Origin of the sequence: Salegentibacter sp. BLCTC, from assembly GCF_015143665.1 — a bacterium.
Lineage (GTDB): Bacteria > Bacteroidota > Bacteroidia > Flavobacteriales > Flavobacteriaceae > Salegentibacter > Salegentibacter maritimus.
This window is the reverse complement of record NZ_WYEW01000001.1, coordinates 310,311-329,230: the sequence shown is the minus strand read 5'-3', so window position 1 is coordinate 329,230 and position 18,920 is coordinate 310,311. Positions and strand designations below refer to the sequence as shown.

General features: G+C 35.9%; 21 protein-coding genes. 11 read left to right on the top strand and 10 right to left on the bottom strand.

Annotated elements, in window-relative coordinates:
• Positions 1-38: 38 nt before the first annotated feature.
• The 3 genes from GUB10_RS01500 to GUB10_RS01490 are packed head-to-tail and all read right to left on the bottom strand — an operon-like array spanning position 39 to position 2,423.
• Positions 39-371, bottom strand: coding sequence for a CCC motif membrane protein (locus GUB10_RS01500; RefSeq protein ID WP_193709671.1), 333 nt, complete (start codon positions 369-371; stop codon positions 39-41).
• A 10-nt stretch (positions 372-381) separates the two neighbouring features.
• The gene (locus GUB10_RS01495; protein WP_227740269.1) at positions 382-678 is read right to left on the bottom strand and encodes a DUF2752 domain-containing protein; all 297 of its coding nucleotides are present in this window, start codon (positions 676-678) and stop codon (positions 382-384) included.
• On the bottom strand, positions 678-2,423 hold the full coding sequence (locus GUB10_RS01490) for a T9SS type A sorting domain-containing protein (RefSeq protein ID WP_193709670.1): 1,746 nt from the start codon (positions 2,421-2,423) through the stop codon (positions 678-680). Before GUB10_RS01490 ends, GUB10_RS01495 begins: the two co-directional genes overlap by 1 nt.
• 76 nt (positions 2,424-2,499) lie before the next feature.
• Here GUB10_RS01490 and GUB10_RS01485 point away from each other — a divergent pair, with 76 nt between their 5' ends.
• Both GUB10_RS01485 and GUB10_RS01480 read left to right on the top strand, forming a co-directional pair.
• Entirely contained in the window at positions 2,500-2,697 is a 198-nt protein-coding gene (locus tag GUB10_RS01485; protein WP_193709669.1) for a hypothetical protein, read from the top strand.
• Entirely contained in the window at positions 2,697-3,242 is a 546-nt protein-coding gene (locus tag GUB10_RS01480; protein WP_193709668.1) for a Smr/MutS family protein, read from the top strand. The genes GUB10_RS01485 and GUB10_RS01480 overlap by 1 nt, the downstream gene beginning before the upstream one ends.
• A gap of 11 nt (positions 3,243-3,253) precedes the next feature.
• Here GUB10_RS01480 and GUB10_RS01475 read toward each other — a convergent pair whose 3' ends face one another.
• Positions 3,254-4,303, bottom strand: coding sequence for a hypothetical protein (locus tag GUB10_RS01475; protein WP_193709667.1), 1,050 nt, complete (start codon positions 4,301-4,303; stop codon positions 3,254-3,256).
• Between the two features lie 99 nt (positions 4,304-4,402).
• Between GUB10_RS01475 and GUB10_RS01470 the strand changes: the two genes are divergently transcribed.
• The 3 genes from GUB10_RS01470 (at position 4,403) to mtaB (ending at position 7,810) form a co-directional block, all read left to right on the top strand.
• Positions 4,403-5,551 (top strand): cysteine desulfurase family protein, encoded by a 1,149-nt coding sequence (locus GUB10_RS01470; RefSeq protein WP_193709666.1) that lies wholly within the window; start codon positions 4,403-4,405, stop codon positions 5,549-5,551.
• 109 nt (positions 5,552-5,660) lie between these two features.
• Positions 5,661-6,110 carry an OsmC family protein gene (locus GUB10_RS01465; RefSeq protein WP_193709665.1) on the top strand — a complete coding sequence of 150 codons (450 nt, stop codon included), beginning with the start codon at positions 5,661-5,663 and terminating at the stop codon, positions 6,108-6,110.
• Between the two features lie 368 nt (positions 6,111-6,478).
• Positions 6,479-7,810 (top strand): tRNA (N(6)-L-threonylcarbamoyladenosine(37)-C(2))-methylthiotransferase MtaB, encoded by a 1,332-nt coding sequence (gene mtaB / locus GUB10_RS01460; protein WP_193709664.1) that lies wholly within the window; start codon positions 6,479-6,481, stop codon positions 7,808-7,810.
• Here mtaB and GUB10_RS01455 read toward each other — a convergent pair.
• Positions 7,807-8,109 carry a GNAT family N-acetyltransferase gene (locus GUB10_RS01455; protein WP_193709788.1) on the bottom strand — a complete coding sequence of 101 codons (303 nt, stop codon included), beginning with the start codon at positions 8,107-8,109 and terminating at the stop codon, positions 7,807-7,809. The genes mtaB and GUB10_RS01455 overlap by 4 nt on opposite strands.
• Positions 8,110-8,388: 279 nt before the next feature.
• Between GUB10_RS01455 and GUB10_RS01450 the strand changes: the two genes are divergently transcribed.
• The 3 genes from GUB10_RS01450 to cls are packed head-to-tail and all read left to right on the top strand — an operon-like array spanning position 8,389 to position 11,513.
• A complete protein-coding gene (locus tag GUB10_RS01450; protein WP_193709663.1) occupies positions 8,389-9,075 on the top strand; it encodes an alpha/beta fold hydrolase in 687 nt (228 codons plus the stop codon).
• A 17-nt stretch (positions 9,076-9,092) separates the two neighbouring features.
• A complete protein-coding gene (locus GUB10_RS01445; protein ID WP_193709662.1) occupies positions 9,093-10,043 on the top strand; it encodes a lytic transglycosylase domain-containing protein in 951 nt (316 codons plus the stop codon).
• A complete protein-coding gene (cls, locus tag GUB10_RS01440) occupies positions 10,044-11,513 on the top strand; it encodes a cardiolipin synthase (RefSeq protein WP_193709661.1) in 1,470 nt (489 codons plus the stop codon).
• A 41-nt stretch (positions 11,514-11,554) separates the two neighbouring features.
• On the opposite strand, the gene GUB10_RS01435 is transcribed toward cls, so the two are convergent.
• Both GUB10_RS01435 and GUB10_RS01430 read right to left on the bottom strand, forming a co-directional pair.
• A complete protein-coding gene (locus GUB10_RS01435; protein WP_193709660.1) occupies positions 11,555-12,169 on the bottom strand; it encodes a TlpA disulfide reductase family protein in 615 nt (204 codons plus the stop codon).
• A gap of 239 nt (positions 12,170-12,408) precedes the next feature.
• Positions 12,409-12,924: a DUF2892 domain-containing protein gene (locus GUB10_RS01430; RefSeq protein WP_193709659.1), complete on the bottom strand. Its 516-nt coding sequence runs from the start codon at positions 12,922-12,924 to the stop codon at positions 12,409-12,411.
• 152 nt (positions 12,925-13,076) lie between these two features.
• On the opposite strand from GUB10_RS01430, the gene rpmH reads away from it, so the two are divergent.
• The 3 genes from rpmH to GUB10_RS01415 all read left to right on the top strand — a co-directional run bounded on the left by rpmH (position 13,077) and on the right by GUB10_RS01415 (position 16,812).
• Positions 13,077-13,235, top strand: coding sequence for a 50S ribosomal protein L34 (gene rpmH / locus GUB10_RS01425; RefSeq protein WP_075327124.1), 159 nt, complete (start codon positions 13,077-13,079; stop codon positions 13,233-13,235).
• Positions 13,236-13,345: 110 nt separating this feature from the next.
• Positions 13,346-16,198: a carbamoyl-phosphate synthase large subunit gene (gene carB / locus GUB10_RS01420; protein ID WP_193709658.1), complete on the top strand. Its 2,853-nt coding sequence runs from the start codon at positions 13,346-13,348 to the stop codon at positions 16,196-16,198.
• Positions 16,199-16,419: 221 nt separating this feature from the next.
• Positions 16,420-16,812, top strand: coding sequence for a DUF423 domain-containing protein (locus GUB10_RS01415; protein ID WP_193709657.1), 393 nt, complete (start codon positions 16,420-16,422; stop codon positions 16,810-16,812).
• Between the two features lie 152 nt (positions 16,813-16,964).
• Here GUB10_RS01415 and GUB10_RS01410 read toward each other — a convergent pair whose 3' ends face one another.
• From GUB10_RS01410 to GUB10_RS01400, 3 genes are read right to left on the bottom strand one after another with little or no spacing between them, the layout of a single operon-like run.
• Positions 16,965-17,939 (bottom strand): bile acid:sodium symporter family protein, encoded by a 975-nt coding sequence (locus GUB10_RS01410; protein WP_193709656.1) that lies wholly within the window; start codon positions 17,937-17,939, stop codon positions 16,965-16,967.
• An 8-nt stretch (positions 17,940-17,947) separates the two neighbouring features.
• Complete coding sequence (locus GUB10_RS01405) at positions 17,948-18,490, bottom strand: acyl-CoA thioesterase (protein WP_193709655.1); 543 nt, start codon at positions 18,488-18,490, stop codon at positions 17,948-17,950.
• 3 nt (positions 18,491-18,493) lie between these two features.
• On the bottom strand, positions 18,494-18,862 hold the full coding sequence (locus GUB10_RS01400) for a 6-phosphogluconate dehydrogenase (protein ID WP_193709654.1): 369 nt from the start codon (positions 18,860-18,862) through the stop codon (positions 18,494-18,496).
• Between the last annotated feature and the right edge of the window lie 58 nt (positions 18,863-18,920).

Sequence of the window (18,920 nt, the reverse complement as noted above, 5' to 3'; positions counted from 1 at the left end):
TTAGAAGGGCTTTTTTTATTTTTTAGAATCAAGATAATTTATTGATTTTGTTGCATCTCTCTTACAAACTCTTCTTGTATTTCCTGCAACCCTTCAAATCCACCGTATATAATTAAAGCTATAATCATAAAAATCACATAAATTAAACTTATTACAAGACCAATTATAGAAAGAATTTTTCCGGTTTTTACATTTTGGTAACCGGTGTATAATTCAGGTTGGGCGTTGTATATTTCTGTGGCTCTCTTTGCCATAACCAGGGCGATGATCCCGAAAATTATACCGAGTACGCCATAACAGCAGCAGCCAATGATAGAGAGAATTCCGAAAATTAAAATTAAAGTTGAGTTAGGTAGTTGTTGTCTTTCCATAAAGTTTGGTTTATTGGGTTAGTTGAAAATACGTGTTCATTTTTATTAAATAACTTATAAGCATCACTGCACCACTAAAAATAATAAGGGCAATTTTTATTTGAAAATCATATCTGAATTTTACAAAAAGGTTCACAATTAGAAAAGCGAGTAATGCCAAAATAGGATAAATAGCAGAAAACATAAAAAATGCCTGAGTAAACTCCGCTTTAAAAACCATAAGCAAAGCACGTTGCCCCCCACAACCAAAGCAATCTATCCCGGTAAGGCTCTTGTTAAGGCAAGGTAGCATAAATTCTTCCATCATTAGTTTTTGATGCTAATTTTACTGGTGAATTCAAGGTTTTCAGAAGAAATTACCTTTACAATATAGATGGCATCCCGAATACCGGAAGTAGATAATTTATAGCCTTTGCCTCCAGCTGCTATGTTTTGTTTAAATATCATTTGCCCATTAAGATTATAAAGTAATATTTGTTTTAAATTGGCTTGCAGCATTTTTACCTCCAATTGTGAAAGTGAATTATTTTGAGCAATAATTACCTCCGGGGATGTAATTTCCAGGTCAACTTCATTTTCCTTTGGTAAAGGACTGTACTCTTTTTCCTGCATAAAACTAATAAAAAAACGTGTACTATAGTTTCCTTTTTCTAAATCTATCGTGAATTCGTTTTCGGAAATAGAATTATAGGTCTCTAAATAGGCATCAAAAACAAAGATTTCTTTTGCTTTAAAACCCTGAATATTTTCCATGCTGAAACTCAATTTGGAGGCTTCAGATAAGTTTATGTACAGCGGGATCTTATCGTTCTTTCTAAAAGGCCTAACCTGAATATTATATAAGGCTTCTGCTATATTCCAGCCGGCATCGTTGTCTAGCATGCCATAAATTTTTGCGTCCATAGCCCAATCTTCTTCTGTGGAAGAGTCTTCCCTAAAAGCCAATAAAAGCTTGCGCGTATATAAATCGTTAAAATTTACATTGAGTTTCAGTAAAGGAAACTCATTTCTTTGTTGATTTTTAAATTCAGAATTTAAGCTATTTTCTTTTTGAAATCTTCTATGTGAATTTTTAAACGAAATATAGCCGTCACTTTTTCCTGTAAGCATAAATGCCTGGCCTATGGGACTGTACTTCCGGGCTATATGCTTGCCATTTGCTCCAGAATTTCCTGTTTCTGCACCGCCATCATTATAAGTTTTAAAAACAGCCGGTGCATAGGCATTGGCACCCGGGGAATACGAACCATAACCGCCTTCATAGTCTTTTAGATAATGGGAGTTTCCATTATCCCTGGAGTCCCAGAAATAGGCTATTCCTGTACTGTTGGGATTTTCTAACAAAAAACTTTGTAAATGAAGGGCCGAAGGATAAGGGTTGCCTACTAAAACGCTTTTATTATTCTTTATTTGGACTTTTATTTCTCCATCATTGGGTAAACCTCTAAAATCGTAGCGTTGTCGGTTTCCGGGATTGTTTTCTATACCATTTATTAGGTTGTGATCGCTACCATTTACACCTTTCATCGTAAAACCTTCTCCCGGTTTTACATCAAAATTATTTCCGATATATGTCCAATCTTCGTAGCTGTTACCCGAAAATTTATAAATCCATCGTGTAGAAATTTTTAAAGGATTAGCATTCCCTTCTAAACTATTTGTAGTTAATGCGGGTAGGCTTCTTGTTTTTGTTTTTGGCTGGAAGATTACTGCGCCAAATTGGTTAGCACTTATATTGTTAGAGACCGGTAGCGACCAGTAATTATAATCGAAAGCATTAGAGGTGCCTTCCTGAAAAACCGAAATCCAACCGTTCCCCGAATTATTATTAGTGCTTTTTACACCTTGTAGTAATTGAGATTCCTTGCGTAAATAAATACTGGCTTCAGTATCGGGAGAATGGTTCTTTTCTAAGTTTATATTATTTTCAATATATAACAATCTATCACTAAGGTAAATATAAGAATCTCCCGTTTGGGAAGGAGCAATATACAGTTGGGCATTTCCGTAGGAAAACGAGAAAATAAAAGCTAAGAAGTAAATTTGCCTCATAATTCCTGTAACTTTGTACCAAATACAATAACCGTTATTTTTAACAGCTTTAAAATAAGGGATAACAGGTAAAATAATGAACAATTCTCAAGTACTAAATACAATTTTAATCGTAGTAGGTGGTGGTCTTTTACTATATGCTATCGCTGCTGAAAATGCCCATCCATATTTTAAGATTATTGGTCTGATTACTATTATGCTAGGTCTATATCGTGCTACCAATTTTTGGGTAGAAACGAAAGACGATCATAAAGAAGATGAAAATAAGGAATAATGGAGTTCAAAAAGGGAGATAAAGTTGCGGTTTTAGACGATGTTTTAGAAGGCTATGTATTAAAAATTGAAGCCGATAAAGTTTATATAGAGACCACCGATGGTTTTGAAATGGATTTTAACAGGGAAGAATTGGTGAAAATAGAAACTTCTATAGATGTAATGCCGGGAGACGTAGATTTTGATGAGGTTTTAAAGGAAAAGAAATTACCTCCAAAACCCAAATCCCGACGTATAAAGCCCAAAGAGCGAAATTTACCTCCTATGGAAGTAGATTTGCATATAGAAAAACTAACCAGGTCTTCCCGCGGAATGAGTAATCACGATATGTTGAACCTGCAAATGGAAACTGCCAAAAGACAACTGGAATTTGCAATTAGCAAACGCATTCAAAAAATTGTGTTTATTCACGGGGTAGGTGAAGGCGTGCTCAAAGCTGAACTCGACTTTTTCCTTGGGCGCTACGATAATCTAAAATTCTATGACGCCGATTATCAAAAATATGGTCTGGGCGCTACCGAAGTCTATATTTTTCAGAATACTTAGTTACCAGGGTTTTATTCTGTTCCTTCTTCATTCTCCTCTTCTGCATCCTGTAATTCCTGTTGGCGGTTTGTTAGTTGTTTAAAGAGAATACCGTTTGCTACCAACCTCCCCAGGTTATAAGAATTAAAACGAATGTCTTCCCCGCTGCCATCCTGGCGAATTAGGTTGAAATTTCTTATTACTATAACAGATCTATAATCCCGTTCAATAGAATGGTCTAATTGAAGCTCGTGCTCAAAACTTGGAGAAAAAATTTCTTTATTTAAATAATTTCCAAGTCCGTCTACTTCAGCGGTTAATTCGGGGCTTAGAAAACCATCGTCATTTTCATCTATGGCTCTTTGTATATTTTCCTCCTCCACTTCGTGCCGTGTTAGCACAGCATCATTATCATCGTCTGGGTCCAGATAATTTGGAAGATTATCTTCACCATCGGTATTCAAAAAGCCTTCTTCTGTAGTTGGTTCTCCCGGGTTCGCAGTTATTTCACTTGCGGTTGGTACATTATCATTATCATCATCAATATCTAAATAGTCAGGGATACCATCACCATCGGTATCCAGGTGATTACCTCCATTGGGGTCAAAACCTTCTTCAGCATTCGGTATGCCATCACCATCGGCATCTGCATCTTCATTTAAGCCAAGATCGTTAAAACTGGTAGTGATGGTTACAGTTCCTCCTGCAGAGACATATTCCTCTAAAACCCTTGGGGACCCGGGAGGGACTCCCTGGCAAAAATATTGCCTTCCATTAATTTCGGCATCGTAAATTCTATAAACCAATCGGTTTTTTTCACCGCTAAGACTAATCTCTATAGTATCCTCAACATTTAAAGTTAAGACATTTGTAAGGCTGTCGTTTAAAGCGTTGTCGTCCAGTTCTAAAGACATAGATTCATAAACATCTTCATTATTTACTACCCAAAGCACCTTCTTATCATCAATTTCACAAATGCTTAAATCACTGTCTTCCAAATCAAAACTGGTTACGCTTATGTCGCCATCGTCACAGGAGTAGAGGGCAAAGCTAAATAGCAGGGCTGCAAAAATCTTTTTCATAGGTATGCGCATAAATTCAAACTGAAACAAAAATAGCGGAATTAAGGATTTTTAGGGTAGGTTCTTTTAAATAATTTTATTTCGTTTAATTTTGCAGCGATGAAAAATGTATACCTAGATTCTGCCGCAACCACGCAAATGCGTGACGAAGTAATAGATAAAATGACCTCTGTAATGAAAGAGGTGTATGGGAACCCATCTTCTACACATTCTTTTGGGCGGTCTGCCAAATCTTTAATTGAGCAGGCGCGTAAAACCGTAGCCGGTTATTTAAATGTTAAAGCATCTGAAATTGTGTTTACTTCCGGAGGTACCGAAGCCGATAATCTTGCCCTAAACTCTGCTGTACGAGATCTTGGCGTAAAACGTATTATCACGTCTAAAATTGAGCATCATGCAGTTTTGTATACTGTAGCACAGCTTCAGGATTGTTTTGATATTGAAGTGGCTTATGTTGATTTAGATTCCTGCGGAAATATAAAAGAAACTCATTTAGAGGAGTTGCTGAAAGCATCAGATAAGAAAACACTGGTGAGTCTGATGCACGTAAATAATGAGATTGGCAATAAAATAGATATCAAAAAAATTGGAAAACTGTGTAAAGCGCACAATGCAATTTTTCATTCAGATTGTGTACAGTCGGTGGGTCATTATGATCTTGATTTTAGTGAAATCCCGGTAGATTTTACAGCGGTAAGCGCTCATAAATTTCATGGTCCCAAAGGCGTGGGATTTGCTTTTGTTAGAAAAAACAGTGGTTTAAAACCACTTATTTTTGGAGGAGAGCAGGAGCGTGGTCATCGTGCCGGCACCGAAGGAGTTCATAATATTGTAGGCCTGGAAGAAGCTTTAAAACTATCTTTAGATAATTTAGCCGAAGAAAAAGCCTATGTTAGTGATTTAAAAGCTCATTTTATTTCCAAGTTAAAGGCTGAAATTCCCGGTGTGAAATTTAATGGTGAATGTGCCGATTTGGAAAAAAGTACCTATACGCTGGTAAATATATGTTTGCCGGTACCGGAAGATAAAGCGCTAATGCTTCTATTTCAATTAGACCTAAAAGGAATTGCCTGCTCTAAGGGTAGCGCCTGCCAAAGTGGAAGCGATAAAGGTTCGCACGTTTTAAATGCATTTTTAGATGATGAAGATCTTAAAAAGCCCTCGGTTCGTTTTTCATTTTCATGTTTTAATACCAAAGAAGAATTAGACTACGTGGTAAATACCCTAAAAGACTTTATTGAATCTTAAAAGATTCAATAAAGTCTTTTAGAGGCTGATCCAGGTCATATTTTAAGGTTTTAAATTGCCGTTACTTTGTTATGTAATTACCCTTTTTTGGGGATTAAAATAAATAGTAATGGCCCATAAACACGAATACCGGGTAGACTTAACCTGGAAAGAAGATAGAAAGGGGGAAGTTTCTTCTCCCGAATTAAGCGATATTATTGAAACTGCAACCCCGCCCGATTTTCCAAAAGGAATCCCTAATATTTGGTCTCCCGAACATTTTTTGGTTGCTGCTGTAGAAAGTTGTTTGATGACTACTTTTTTGGCAATTGCTGAAAATTCTAAACTTGAATTTGTCAGTTTTAAATCTCAAGCTACAGGAAAATTAGATAAAGTTGATGGGAAGTTTCAAATGACAGAGATTATTTTGAAACCCATTCTGGAGATTTTTAACGAAAATAATGCTGAAAGGGCAAAACGCATCCTTGATAAGAGCGAAAAAGCTTGCTTGATCTCCAATTCTATAAAGTCTAAGATTATTCTGGAACCAGAAATTAAAATCGCATCGGTAGAAGTATAGTGGTTTTCAAAGTAACAACTAGTGAGTAAAGAGCGCGACAATCTTTTTTAATTGTTTGTGCATTGCGTCATTTTGAAGAAAGCCTGCCTTGACGGGCAGGTTCAGAATGACACTTGAAGGCGAATTTCAACAACAGAATGTCACGTTGGCTATCGCCTCCTCGATGATGACCATAAACCGAAAACTCAAAACTGATAACTGAGAACTGATAACTGAGAACTGATAACTGAGAACTGATAACTGAGAACTGAGAACTGATAACTGATAACTGAAAACCGATAACCAAAACAATGTTTTCCTAAAACAATAATTGTTGGTATCTTTGCAGCCCCAAAAAACATTTAACTTCTACAGAAACAGGCAGATGTATGAATACTAAGAAGGTCGCATTTTATACCCTGGGTTGTAAACTCAATTTTTCAGAAACTTCTACTATTGCAAGATCTTTTAAGGATGAAGGTTTTGAACGTGTAGAATTTTCTGAAGCAGCTGATATTTATGTGATTAATACCTGCTCGGTGACCGAAAATGCCGATAAACGCTTTAAAACCATTGTAAAGCAAGCGCAAAAAGTAAATGAGGATGCGTTTGTGATTGCTGTTGGCTGTTATGCACAATTAAAGCCCGAGGAACTTGCCGATGTAGAGGGGGTAGACCTGGTGCTGGGAGCTACTGAAAAATTTAAAATTACCGATTACCTTAACGACCTTTCTAAAAATGAGATGGGTGAAGTTCATTCTTGCGAAATTGATGAAGCCGATTTCTATGTGGGAGCTTATTCTATTGGCGACAGGACAAGAGCCTTTTTAAAGGTTCAGGATGGTTGTGATTATAAGTGTACGTATTGCACCATCCCGCTAGCTCGAGGAATTTCACGAAGCGATAAACTGGAAAATGTACTTACCAATGCTGCTGAGATTTCGGCAAAAGGAATTAAGGAAATCGTGCTTACCGGCGTAAATATTGGCGATTATGGAAAAGGGGAATTTGGTAATAAAAAACACGAACATACTTTTCTTGATCTTGTAGAAGCTCTAGATGAGGTTGATGGGATTGAACGTTTAAGAATCTCTTCTATTGAACCTAACTTATTGAAAAACGAGACCATAGACTTTGTGGCACAAAGCAAAACCTTTGTCCCTCATTTCCATATTCCATTACAAAGTGGAAGCGATGAGTTATTAAAGCTTATGAAACGACGCTATATGAGTGGGCTTTATACCGATAGAGTGGCACAAATTAAAAAAGTGATGCCTAATGCCTGTATTGGGGTTGATGTTATAGTAGGCTTCCCCGGAGAAACAGAAGAACGTTTCCTGGAAACCTATAATTATTTAAATGAATTAGACATTTCTTACCTGCATGTTTTTACCTATTCTGAAAGGGATAATACTCCTGCAGCAGAAATGGAAGGTGTGGTTTCTAATAAAGTTAGAAAAAAACGAAGTAAAATGCTACGTGGGCTTTCGGCTAAGAAAAGAAGGGCTTTTTATGAAAGCCAGTTAGGAAGTAATTGCACCGTACTTTTTGAAGGCGAAAATAAAGAAGGTTATATTCACGGATTTACTGAAAACTATGTAAAAGTGAAAGCTCCCTGGGATCCTGCATTGGTAAATACACTACATCAAATAAAACTCACCTCAATTGATGAAGATGGTATAGTTAGATTTGAGTTTGCTGCAGAAAAGGTAGCGCTTTAAATATTAATTCCTACCGGTAACAAGTCTTTATATTTTCTCCTGTTCTTTCTCATAAATTTAGCAATATCGGGGCTGGTGGGCATTACACGCGTGTTTCGATCTTTTATTTCCTCCAGCACGGCTTCAATAAAAGCATCCATATATCCCTGTTCTTTTAAAGGCTCGGGCATAAAAACTTTTGTAAGGAAAATTTTTCGTTCTTGTTGAGAGTATTCTATGGTGGCAAGTTGATCGTTAATGGTAGTTTCAAATTGTCTTAAGAACTCGTTGTCGGTAATTATAATTTCTTCAGCATTCATCATTTCTCTTTTTTTCTGTGATAGCTATTTTAAAACAGTATAGGTTATCCTAAATAAGAATAAAAATGGACCAATAAAGTTACTTTTAGTTCTTGATATAAAGGTAGTTAAATAAAGCTTTGAAAGTTGAAATCCTGATAAGAATCATAAAAATAAAAGGCTTTGAGGATTTGTATATTATTTTTAATCTTTCAATTGTGAAAGCCAAATAATTAGCAGTAATTTTGATAAGTAAATTTACGGTTTTAGGCTAATTGAGAGTGTTATATACTTGTTAAAATGACTAATGAAAAAGAGTTGATTCATGTTTATTTTATGCCGGGAATGGCCGCAAATTCATCTATTTTTGAATTTATAAAACTTCCCGAAGATCGTTTTAAGATGCATTTTCTAGAATGGATTATTCCTAAAGAGGACGAAAGTTTAAAAAGCTATGCCCTACGTATGAATAAATATATAAAACATGAAAACCCGGTACTGATAGGAGTTTCTTTTGGTGGGGTTATTGTACAGGAAATGGCTAAAAACCTAAACTTAAAACGGCTTATTATAGTTTCTAGCGTAAAATGTAGGGCAGAGTTGCCAAGACGTATGCGGTATGCAGCAAGTACAGGTTTATTTAAACTTATACCTACAAGTTTATTAGACTATGTAGACCATTTTGAGAAAATTGCGGTGGGAGACTTTATAAAAAAAAGAGCAAAACTGTATAGACAGTATCTTTCTGTTAGAAATCAACGTTATCTAGACTGGGCTATAAAAAATATGGTTTTGTGGAGTTGTGCAAAAGCTCGAAAAGATATTGTTCATATTCATGGGGATAAAGATGAGATTTTTCCCGCTAAATATATTTCAAATTATATCAATGTTAAAAACGGTACGCATATAATGATTTTAAATCGTTACCGTTGGTTTAATAAGTACCTACCTGAATTAATACTTTCAGGAAAAATTGAAGAAAAATAAAATAAAAAATAATTGCTATGAAAATTTTAAAATCTGCTTTAATAATAGTGGGATTACTTACCATTGTGTTTGTAAGTGTTAATGCAACCCAACAGGCCCCCAATTCCAAAATACAGGAATATGTAAAAACCAACGCAAACGATAGGCCGGTAAAAGACTACAATATTTACGCTTTACCGATGCCAGAAAATATAAATTTTGCCGGAGAAGAAGTGCCTTTAGATGATCCAGACATTTATGAGAGAATGGACAGGGAATTACTGGTGAATACTTACTGGCAATCTAATGCCTTGCTTTTAATAAAAAGGGCAAATAAATACTTTCCAATTATAGAGCCTATTCTAAAGGAAGAAGGTGTTCCAGACGATTTTAAATACCTGGCCGTGATAGAAAGTGGTTTAACCCAGGCAGTTTCTCCGGCCGGTGCCAGAGGTTTTTGGCAAATAATGAAAGGAACCGGAAGAGATTACGGCCTTGAAATAAATGATAATGTAGATGAACGTTACCATATTGAAAAATCTACCCGTGTTGCCGCCGATTATCTTAAGAGGTCTAAAGCAAAATTTGGTAGCTGGACAATGGCAGCTGCCGCTTATAATGCCGGGAACAGGGGAGTTGAAAGGCAATTGGAACGCCAAAAGGTAGATGACTATTACGAATTATTGTTAAACACAGAAACCGGCCGCTATATGTTTAGGATTTTGGCTTTAAAAGAAATATTAACCAATCCGGAGCAATACGGTTTTAATTTTGAAGAAAAACATCTTTATAAAAATATTCCAACCAGAACCGTAAAGGTAGATACCGTGGTGAATGATTTCGCTGATTTTGCGAAACATTTTAACATTAATTATAAAATCCTAAAGATCCATAATCCCTGGCTTAGGGAAGCGCATTTAAATAATGCCTCAAGAAAAGAATATGAAATTAAGATTCCTGAAGAAAATTCTTACACGGCTGTGAAATAAATGAATTATTTCCTGGATAATATCTGGTGGATCTTACTTTCTGCCAACTTCCTTATCGTTTTTATAACGATTGGCTACGAATTGATGCATTTTAGAGAGCCTGTAAAAAGTATTTCCCTAATTTTTGCATTATTAGCCTTACCGGTAATAGGCCTTTTGGTCTATTACTTTTTTGCCCAGGAATTTAGAAAAAGTAAGTTGTTTAACCGAAAGAAACTTTATGATAAAAATATCATTCAGCGCTGGGAAGAAAAGCTAATACTTAATGAACAGGAGCTTATCGAGAAGTATCGTGGGAGGGGTACTATCGAGGAAAAAATGAAACTGGTTCGTTTGCTTCAGAATAATCAAAAAAAGCCGGTCACCTTTAAAAATAAAGTCAGGGTTCTTATAAATGGCGAAAATAAGTTTTCAGCCTTATTTGAAGATATAAAAAAGGCAAAGCATCATATTCATATTGAATATTATATTTTTAACAGCGGTAGAATAGGAAACCGACTCATTTTATTACTCTGCGAAAAGGCGGAAGAAGGGGTGAAAGTAAGGGTTAGCTATGATTATGTAGCTAGCAGGCTCTCCTCTAAAGCGGTAAAGAAAATGAAATCCTATGGGATTGAAATTTTTCCTTTTATGCCGGTTTGGTTTCCAAATCTAACACGTAAATTAAATTATCGTAATCACAGAAAAATGGCCATTATAGATGGTGATATAGGCTTTATTGGCGGCATTAATATTTGTGATGAATATGTGAATTTTGAAGAAAATCCAAAAGAAAAATTGTTTTGGAGGGATACACATCTAAGAATTGAAGGGCATGCGGTAAAATCTTTACAGGCACAATTTCTACTTAATTTCAATTTTATTAGCGGAAAAGTCTTAAAAGTTGAAGAGGAGTTTTTCCCGAAGATTGGAATACCAGAAAGGACAGCAGTTCAAATTGCTGCCAGTGGCCCTGATACCGATTGGCAGAATATTATGGAAGCCATTCTTACGGCAATAAACACGGCTGAAGAATATATTTATATTACCACACCTTATTTTATTCCCAACAATCAGATTCTTACCGCGCTCTGTATGGCCAGCCGAATTGGTATTGAAGTAAAGATTATTATTCCGGAAAAGGGAGATTCAGTGATTGCGCGCTATGCTACCAATTCTTATATAGAGCAATTACTGGAGTCTGGTGTTCAGGTTTATCATTACCATAAAGGGATGGTTCATGCCAAAACTATGGTGGTAGACGGTGTGCTAACCAGTATTGGCTCCTGTAATCTTGATAATCGCAGTTTTGATATAAATTTTGAAATCAATGCTTTTTTATATGATACTAGGGTAGCACGAGAAATGACTGAAGTGTATAATGTTGACCTTGAAGAAACTACCGAATTGATCTTAGAAGATTGGTTAAAGCGCCCTTCAACGGAAAAAATAAGGGAAGCACTTGCGAGGCTGTGGGCTCCTTTACTTTAAGGGTGTTAAAGTATGTTTTTAACAGACTTTACGATCAATTTCTATTGTGGGGATATTTCCCTAAAATTTTCAGGAGCTTCTTGCCCTGACTTTCCAAGCAAATTATTGCTTATGGCAGAATTAATAGCCTCGTAATTAAGTTTAAAAGAAGCTTCCTTCGATAAGTTATATGGGTGAAAAACACTTCTCTTTATGTTCATTAGTTTTTTGTTGTTAGAGATTAAGTAACATGTGGGCAGTCCCAGGGAATGTTTTAGATTTTTAATGATATAAGAGTGTTTATTGGTAGCTTCATCTATATAAAACACATTAATATGAGTGTTGAAATTTTTGGCGAGTTCTTTAGCTTTTTGTTTTGTATCCCAAAATAAGATTGCAAAACCTATTTTATCCTGGTATTTCTTAGCAAGCTCATTTAGGGCAGGGATTTCTCCTTTGCCGGGAACACACCAGGAAGCATAAGTTAAGAGGTAAACCGGCTTTTTAAAATCGTATAAAGCAACAGTTTTATCTTTCAGATTTAAAAATTTAAAATTATCTATATAAGTTCCTTTTAATTTTGTTTCTACCAGCGTGTCGAACAAGTGTTTTGCTTTTTTAAACTCCCTATGCCTATAAGCTTCTTTTGCTTTTACAGCATATTTAGGTAAGTGCATAGCAAGCGCATCAGAAAAGTAAAGCTTATCGCTTTTTTCAGTTTGTGCCTGGACATTTAATCTAAAAATTATAAAAAAAAAGAGTGAAAAATGTTTTATGCAGGTTCTTCTAGCCTACATATAACAAAAGTACTTCGGTAGAAGAAGGCATTGAAATATTATCGATAAGAGGTCGATATTTGCGCTGTAATTTTTTGAATTATCAATAAAAACAGAAATTAGCTAAAATTATAATAAAGTTAGATTTTCTTCATTTGTTGCTTCATCATCTTCATTTGGTCTTTAAGCATACCGTGTTTATCAAGCTTTTTAGCTTCGGCGAGTAAATTGGTTGCTTCTCTTTTTCGGCGTTTGGTCATCGCAATACCGGCAAGATTAAGTTTGGCCATGGCTAAATCCTGATCCATAGAAAGACCTAATTTAATAGCGCGTTTAAAGAATTTTTCAGCCTGGGTAATATTTGTTTGTGAAACCATAAGACCGTGTAGATACCAATAATAGCCTTGTTGTTTTTGTGTAAGGGCAGCTTCGGGGTTCTTTATTCTATCCAGCCACTTTTTTGCTCCGGGGAAGTCTTGTTTCCTTAAGCGTAAGAAAGCAAGTAATATCATTTCGTTTTTAAAATACAGGAATACAAAAATTAAGGAAAGAAGTATAAACATGATACCATTTCCAATGTTTCCTTCTACAAACTGCCAAATTGCAACGCCTAATACAGCTCCTGCTAAAACTAACTTGATATTCTTGTTAAACATAAATGTATTTATTTTTAAAGCGGCAAAGGTAGCAAAAACAATTAAAAATAATTTAAAATACCTCTTGTAATAGTTAAAAAGCTTTGTATATTTGCACGCAGTTTTACAGAGAGCTAAAAAACGATTATACAGAAGATTTAAAGATATTTAAAATGAAAAGAACGTTTCAACCATCTAAGAGAAAAAGAAAGAACAAGCACGGTTTTCGAGAAAGAATGGCTAGTGCAAACGGAAGGAAAGTCCTTGCCAGAAGAAGGGCTAAGGGTAGAAAGAAAATATCTGTCTCTTCTGAAAACAGACATAAGCACTAATGATAATTAGTTTTTAAAATATTTAAAGGTGTTACTTTTTTTAGTAACGCCTTTTTTTATATCCAAGCGCTTCCTTATTTTTAAGTTTAATATGCTACAATTTACAAAAAATGCCTAAAAACAACAACCTTAAAAGTATTCTTATTATTGGCTCAGGGCCTATTATTATTGGTCAGGCCTGTGAATTTGATTATGCAGGAACCCAATCTTTGCGTTCATTACGTGAAGATGGTATAGAAACTATCCTGCTTAATTCTAATCCGGCAACGATAATGACCGATCCGTCTATGGCAGATCACGTTTATCTAAAGCCCTTAACGACCAAATCTATTATTGAAATTCTTAAAAAACATCCAAACATAGATGCTGTTTTGCCTACTATGGGTGGACAAACTGCACTTAACCTGTGTATTGAAGCCGATGAAAAGGGAATTTGGGAAGATTTTGGAATCAAACTTATTGGTGTAGATATAGACGCCATAAACATTACCGAAGACCGGGATAAGTTTAAGCAACTTATGGGTGAAATTGGAGTTCCCGTGGCACCGGCAAGAACGGTAACTTCTTATCTTGAAGGGAAAGAAGTAGCACAGGAATTTGGTTTTCCATTAGTAATTCGTGCTTCTTTTACCCTGGGTGGTAGTGGTGCTTCATTTGTTCACGGTCCCGAAGAATTTGATGAAATGCTTACCTATGGGCTCGAGGCATCACCAATTCACGAGGTGTTAATAGATAAAGCGCTTTTAGGTTGGAAAGAGTATGAGCTGGAATTGCTTAGGGATAAGAACGATAATGTGGTTATTATTTGTTCTATAGAAAATATGGACCCTATGGGGATCCATACCGGAGATTCAATTACTGTTGCACCGGCTATGACGCTTAGCGATTCTACCTACCAGCGTATGCGTGATATGGCAATAAAAATGATGCGCAGCATTGGAGATTTTGCCGGTGGGTGTAACGTGCAGTTTGCGGTAAGTCCAGACGAAAAAGAAGATATTATAGCCATAGAAATTAACCCAAGGGTTTCAAGGTCATCGGCTTTGGCTTCTAAAGCAACCGGATATCCAATTGCAAAAATTGCATCAAAACTTGCTATAGGCTATAACTTAGATGAACTGGAAAACCAAATTACAAAGTCAACATCGGCGTTATTTGAACCTACTTTAGATTATGTGATCGTAAAGATTCCACGTTGGAATTTCGATAAATTTGAAGGAGCAGATCGTACTTTAGGCCTACAAATGAAATCTGTAGGAGAGGTAATGGGAATAGGTCGTTCTTTCCAGGAAGCACTGCATAAAGCTACACAATCTCTGGAGATTAAAAGAAACGGACTTGGAGCAGATGGAAAAAGCTATACCAAGTACGACGAAATTATAGAAAAACTTACTTATGCCAGCTGGGATCGTGTGTTTGTAATTTATGATGCGATTAAGGCCGGAATTCCATTAAGCCGAATTCACGAGATTACTAAAATAGATATGTGGTTCCTGCGCCAGTATGAAGAACTTTATGCCCTGGATGTAGAAATTTCAAAATTTGATAAAGATTCTCTACCTAAAGAGTTATTACTGGAAGCCAAGCAAAAAGGTTTTGCCGATAGACAAATAGCCCATATGCTTGACTGTTTAGAGAGTGAAGTTTATAATAAAAGGGTAGATTTAGGAATAAACCGGGTGTATAAACTGGTAGATACCTGTGCAGCCGAGTTTAAGGCCGAAACTCCTTATTACTATTCTACTTTCGAAGCTGAAATTGAAACTCCAGACGGCAAAAGATATGTAGATAACGAAAGCAAGGTTAGTGACAGGAAGAAAATTGTAGTACTGGGCTCTGGCCCCAACCGAATTGGCCAGGGAATTGAGTTTGATTATAGTTGTGTGCACGGTGTTTTAGCGGCATCAGAGTGTGGTTATGAAACGATAATGATTAACTGTAACCCCGAAACGGTTTCTACAGATTTTGACGTAGCCGATAAACTTTATTTTGAACCTGTTTTCTGGGAGCATATCTACGATATAATTCGTCACGAAAAACCAGAAGGAGTAATTGTACAGCTTGGAGGTCAAACTGCTTTAAAGCTTGCTGAAAAATTAGAGCGTTACGGTATTAAAATTATGGGAACCAGTTACGAAGCGCTGGATCTGGCCGAAGACAGAGGAAGCTTCTCTAAACTGCTTCAGGAAAATAACATTCCTTACCCTGAATTTGGTACTGCCGAAACTGCAGATGAAGCCCTGGCACTTGCCGATGACCTGGATTTTCCTATCCTGGTAAGACCTTCTTATGTATTAGGAGGGCAGGGAATGAAAATTGTAATCAACAAAGATGAGCTGGAAGAAACGGTGGTGGATTTACTTCGAAAAATTCCGAATAATAAATTATTGTTAGACCACTATCTGGATGGTGCTATTGAAGCTGAAGCAGATGCGATTTGTGATGGCGAAGATGTACAAATTATAGGAATTATGGAGCATATTGAACCTTGTGGGGTTCACTCGGGAGATTCTAATGCGCTGCTACCTCCATTTAATCTTGGAGACCTGGTAATGGAGCAAATTAAAGATCATACCCGTAAAATTGCTTTAGCACTTAATACGGTGGGCTTAATCAATATTCAGTTTGCCATAAAAGATGATAAGGTTTATATTATAGAGGCTAACCCAAGGGCATCCAGAACGGTTCCATTTATAGCCAAGGCATATAAAGAACCCTATGTAAACTATGCTACTAAAGTAATGCTGGGTGAGAAGAAAGTTAAAGATTTCAACTTTAACCCGCAGTTAGAAGGCTACGCTATAAAACAACCGGTTTTCTCTTTTAATAAGTTCCATAAAGTGAATAAACAACTTGGGCCAGAGATGAAGAGTACCGGAGAAAGTATTCTTTTTATAGATAGTCTTAGAGATGATGCATTTTACGAGCTTTACAGTAGAAGAAAAATGTATTTGAGTAAATAAGAAATAGTATTTAAAGAATAGGCTATCTGAAAAGATTTTATAAATCGTCATTCTGAACTTGTTTCATTGAAAGCTCAAACATGCTAGAAGCTGAAACAAGTTAAGCTTGACGAAGCCGGGTCTTTTTAGACAACACAATAAACCAAAAACCTACAAGATTTTAATATCTTGTAGGTTTTTCTAATTTAAGTAGTTAACCTCTTAGCCTTTAAAAAATATTTATGAAAGAATTTGTACTTATAACTGGTGGAATCTACGGCACACTTGCGGTTGTTTTTGGAGCTTTTGGAGCACACGCTTTAAAAAAACGTTTTTCTGAAGACCAGTTAAAAAGTTTTGAGACTGGCGTAAAATATCAAATGTACCATGCGATTATGCTTATTATATCGGGAATTGTTTTTCCGTTTATCGGGGTTTCCCAGCAGCTTATTGCCTGGTTTTTTATTATAGGAATATTCTTGTTTTCTTTTAGCATTTATGGATTAACCTTAAGCACTTCAGCAGGAAGGAAAATAAAAGTTTTAGGGCCAATAACACCACTTGGCGGACTTTTGCTTATTCTTGGCTGGATTTTTTTTACAATCAATATTGCTGAAATCGCAAGCTATCTTTAAATGGTTTTAAGATATGAACATCACCTTGAACTTGATTCAGAGCTAGCTCCGAAATTTATTAGGAGGTCTAATTTGATGATATTACTATAATTGAGTAAATCGTCATGTTGAACTTGTTTCAGCATCTAACAAGAATCAGCATAAACTTACATCTAAGCAGTATTTTCTAAAGTTTCAGCACGCAACACCCGTTTTCGGTATTTTTCAGCATAAAAAGCAATTAATATTAACTGCAGGGAATGGTAGATCATAATGGGTAAAAGTAAAAGCCCGGTATTGGCGGCATTTCCAAAAATCACTTTTACCATTACAGAGCCATGAACAAGTGATTTTTTTGTGCCACAAAATTGTGCAGTGATCTTATCTTCTATCTTAAAGCCTAAAAAATTACTGAGTAAAGCCAGTCCAAAATAAACTACAAAAAAGAGTATAACCACTATTCCGGTCAGTTTTAATAAATCCTGGGTAGCTACACTGCTAAAAATATTGGAGGAGAAGGAGTTACTAAAGCTGGAGTAAACAATTAGTATAATGGTAGTTTTATCTATCAGGCTAAGTTTTTTGTTGTGCTTCCTGGCAAATTCACCAAGAAATTTTTGCAGGATTAACCCCAGAATTAAGGGAAGAATTATTTGCAGGAATAGTTTTAAAAGTACATCTAAAAATTCAAAACTGCCATTACGGCTAAGAAAAAAACTTAACCAAATTGGAGTTACAAAAATCCCTATTATTCCTGAAAGACTGGCGTTAAAGATCGCGGTAGGTAAATTGCCTTTTGCCAGGGAAACCATTACAATTGAAGATGAAACGGTAGAAGGAAGGGTGCCAAGAAAAAACAGGGCAATCCAAAGGTTTGAAGCGGTTCCGTTTTCAAAAAGTGGTAGGCATAAGAGTGTGAGTAACGGAAACACTACAAATGTGGTCAATTGAATCACAATATGAACTTTATAATTTAAAAAGCCCAGTTTAAATTCGGTTGGAGATAATTTTAATCCGTAGAATAAAAAGATAAATCCAATTCCAATATCCGTGATGGTTTTAAGTGGGAAAAGCACGACACCTTCAGGAAAAAAATAGGCGATAAGGATCGCTAAAAAAATGGCTGCTATAAATCCGTTAAACTTCAATTACCAAACTATTTATCTATTTTAACCTTATAATTCTCCAGTAAATGCACATATTCTTCTGAAGAAAAATCGGTTTCGCTGAATTCCTGTTTTCTATTTATCGTCATTTTATTTCGCTTTATACTTTTGGCAAAACGTCTAATATCATCATCGGTAGTTAGGTGTAATCCTGGTACGGCAATAGATTTTCCATCTTTATCTTTGGCAACCATCGTAAAATAAGAAGAATTACAATGTTTTTTTATTCCTGTTCTAATATTTTCGGCTTCAACCCGAATCCCGATAACCATAGAACTATTGCCTACGTAATTTACCGAGGCTTTCATAGTTACCAATTCCCCAATTTCTATAGGTTTTAAGAAGTCTACCGTGTCTACACTGGCCGTTACACAATAAGCACCCGAATGTTTAGAGGCGCAGGCAAATGCAATACGATCCATAAGGGATAGAATGTAACCTCCGTGAATTTTACCGTTAAAGTTTGAGTGTGAAGGCAGCATTAATTCTGAAATATCTACCTGTGAATCTTGTACTTTTTTAAAATGCTTCATAACTTATCTGTCTCTAAAATGTGGGGATTGGGCTTCTTCTACCTGGGTTATAAAATATTTGGTGTCTCCCCAAAAAAAGAAGGTAGCGTAGCGCTCTTTATATTTAAGTTTTACATAATTGCCTTCGTTTTCCTGGAGAGCTTGAATAACCTCCTGGTTATTATCTAAAACCGAAAACTGGAAGATTTGCGCACCGCTAATTCCCTGGCTAATTTCACCTTCCCAGGTTTTGGCAATAACGCCTTTTTTACTGAATTTTATAAGTTCACCGCTTCTTGTGCCCTCGCTGTAGGGCACAAAATAGATAAAAGCAAACCAGGCGATAAAAAGAAGTATAATGACTCCTAAAATTCCAAAAAGTGTCTTTTTCATTTTTTCGATGTTTTGATAGCTAAGTATTTTTTCGTTTGATAATCGAGTTAAAAAGATC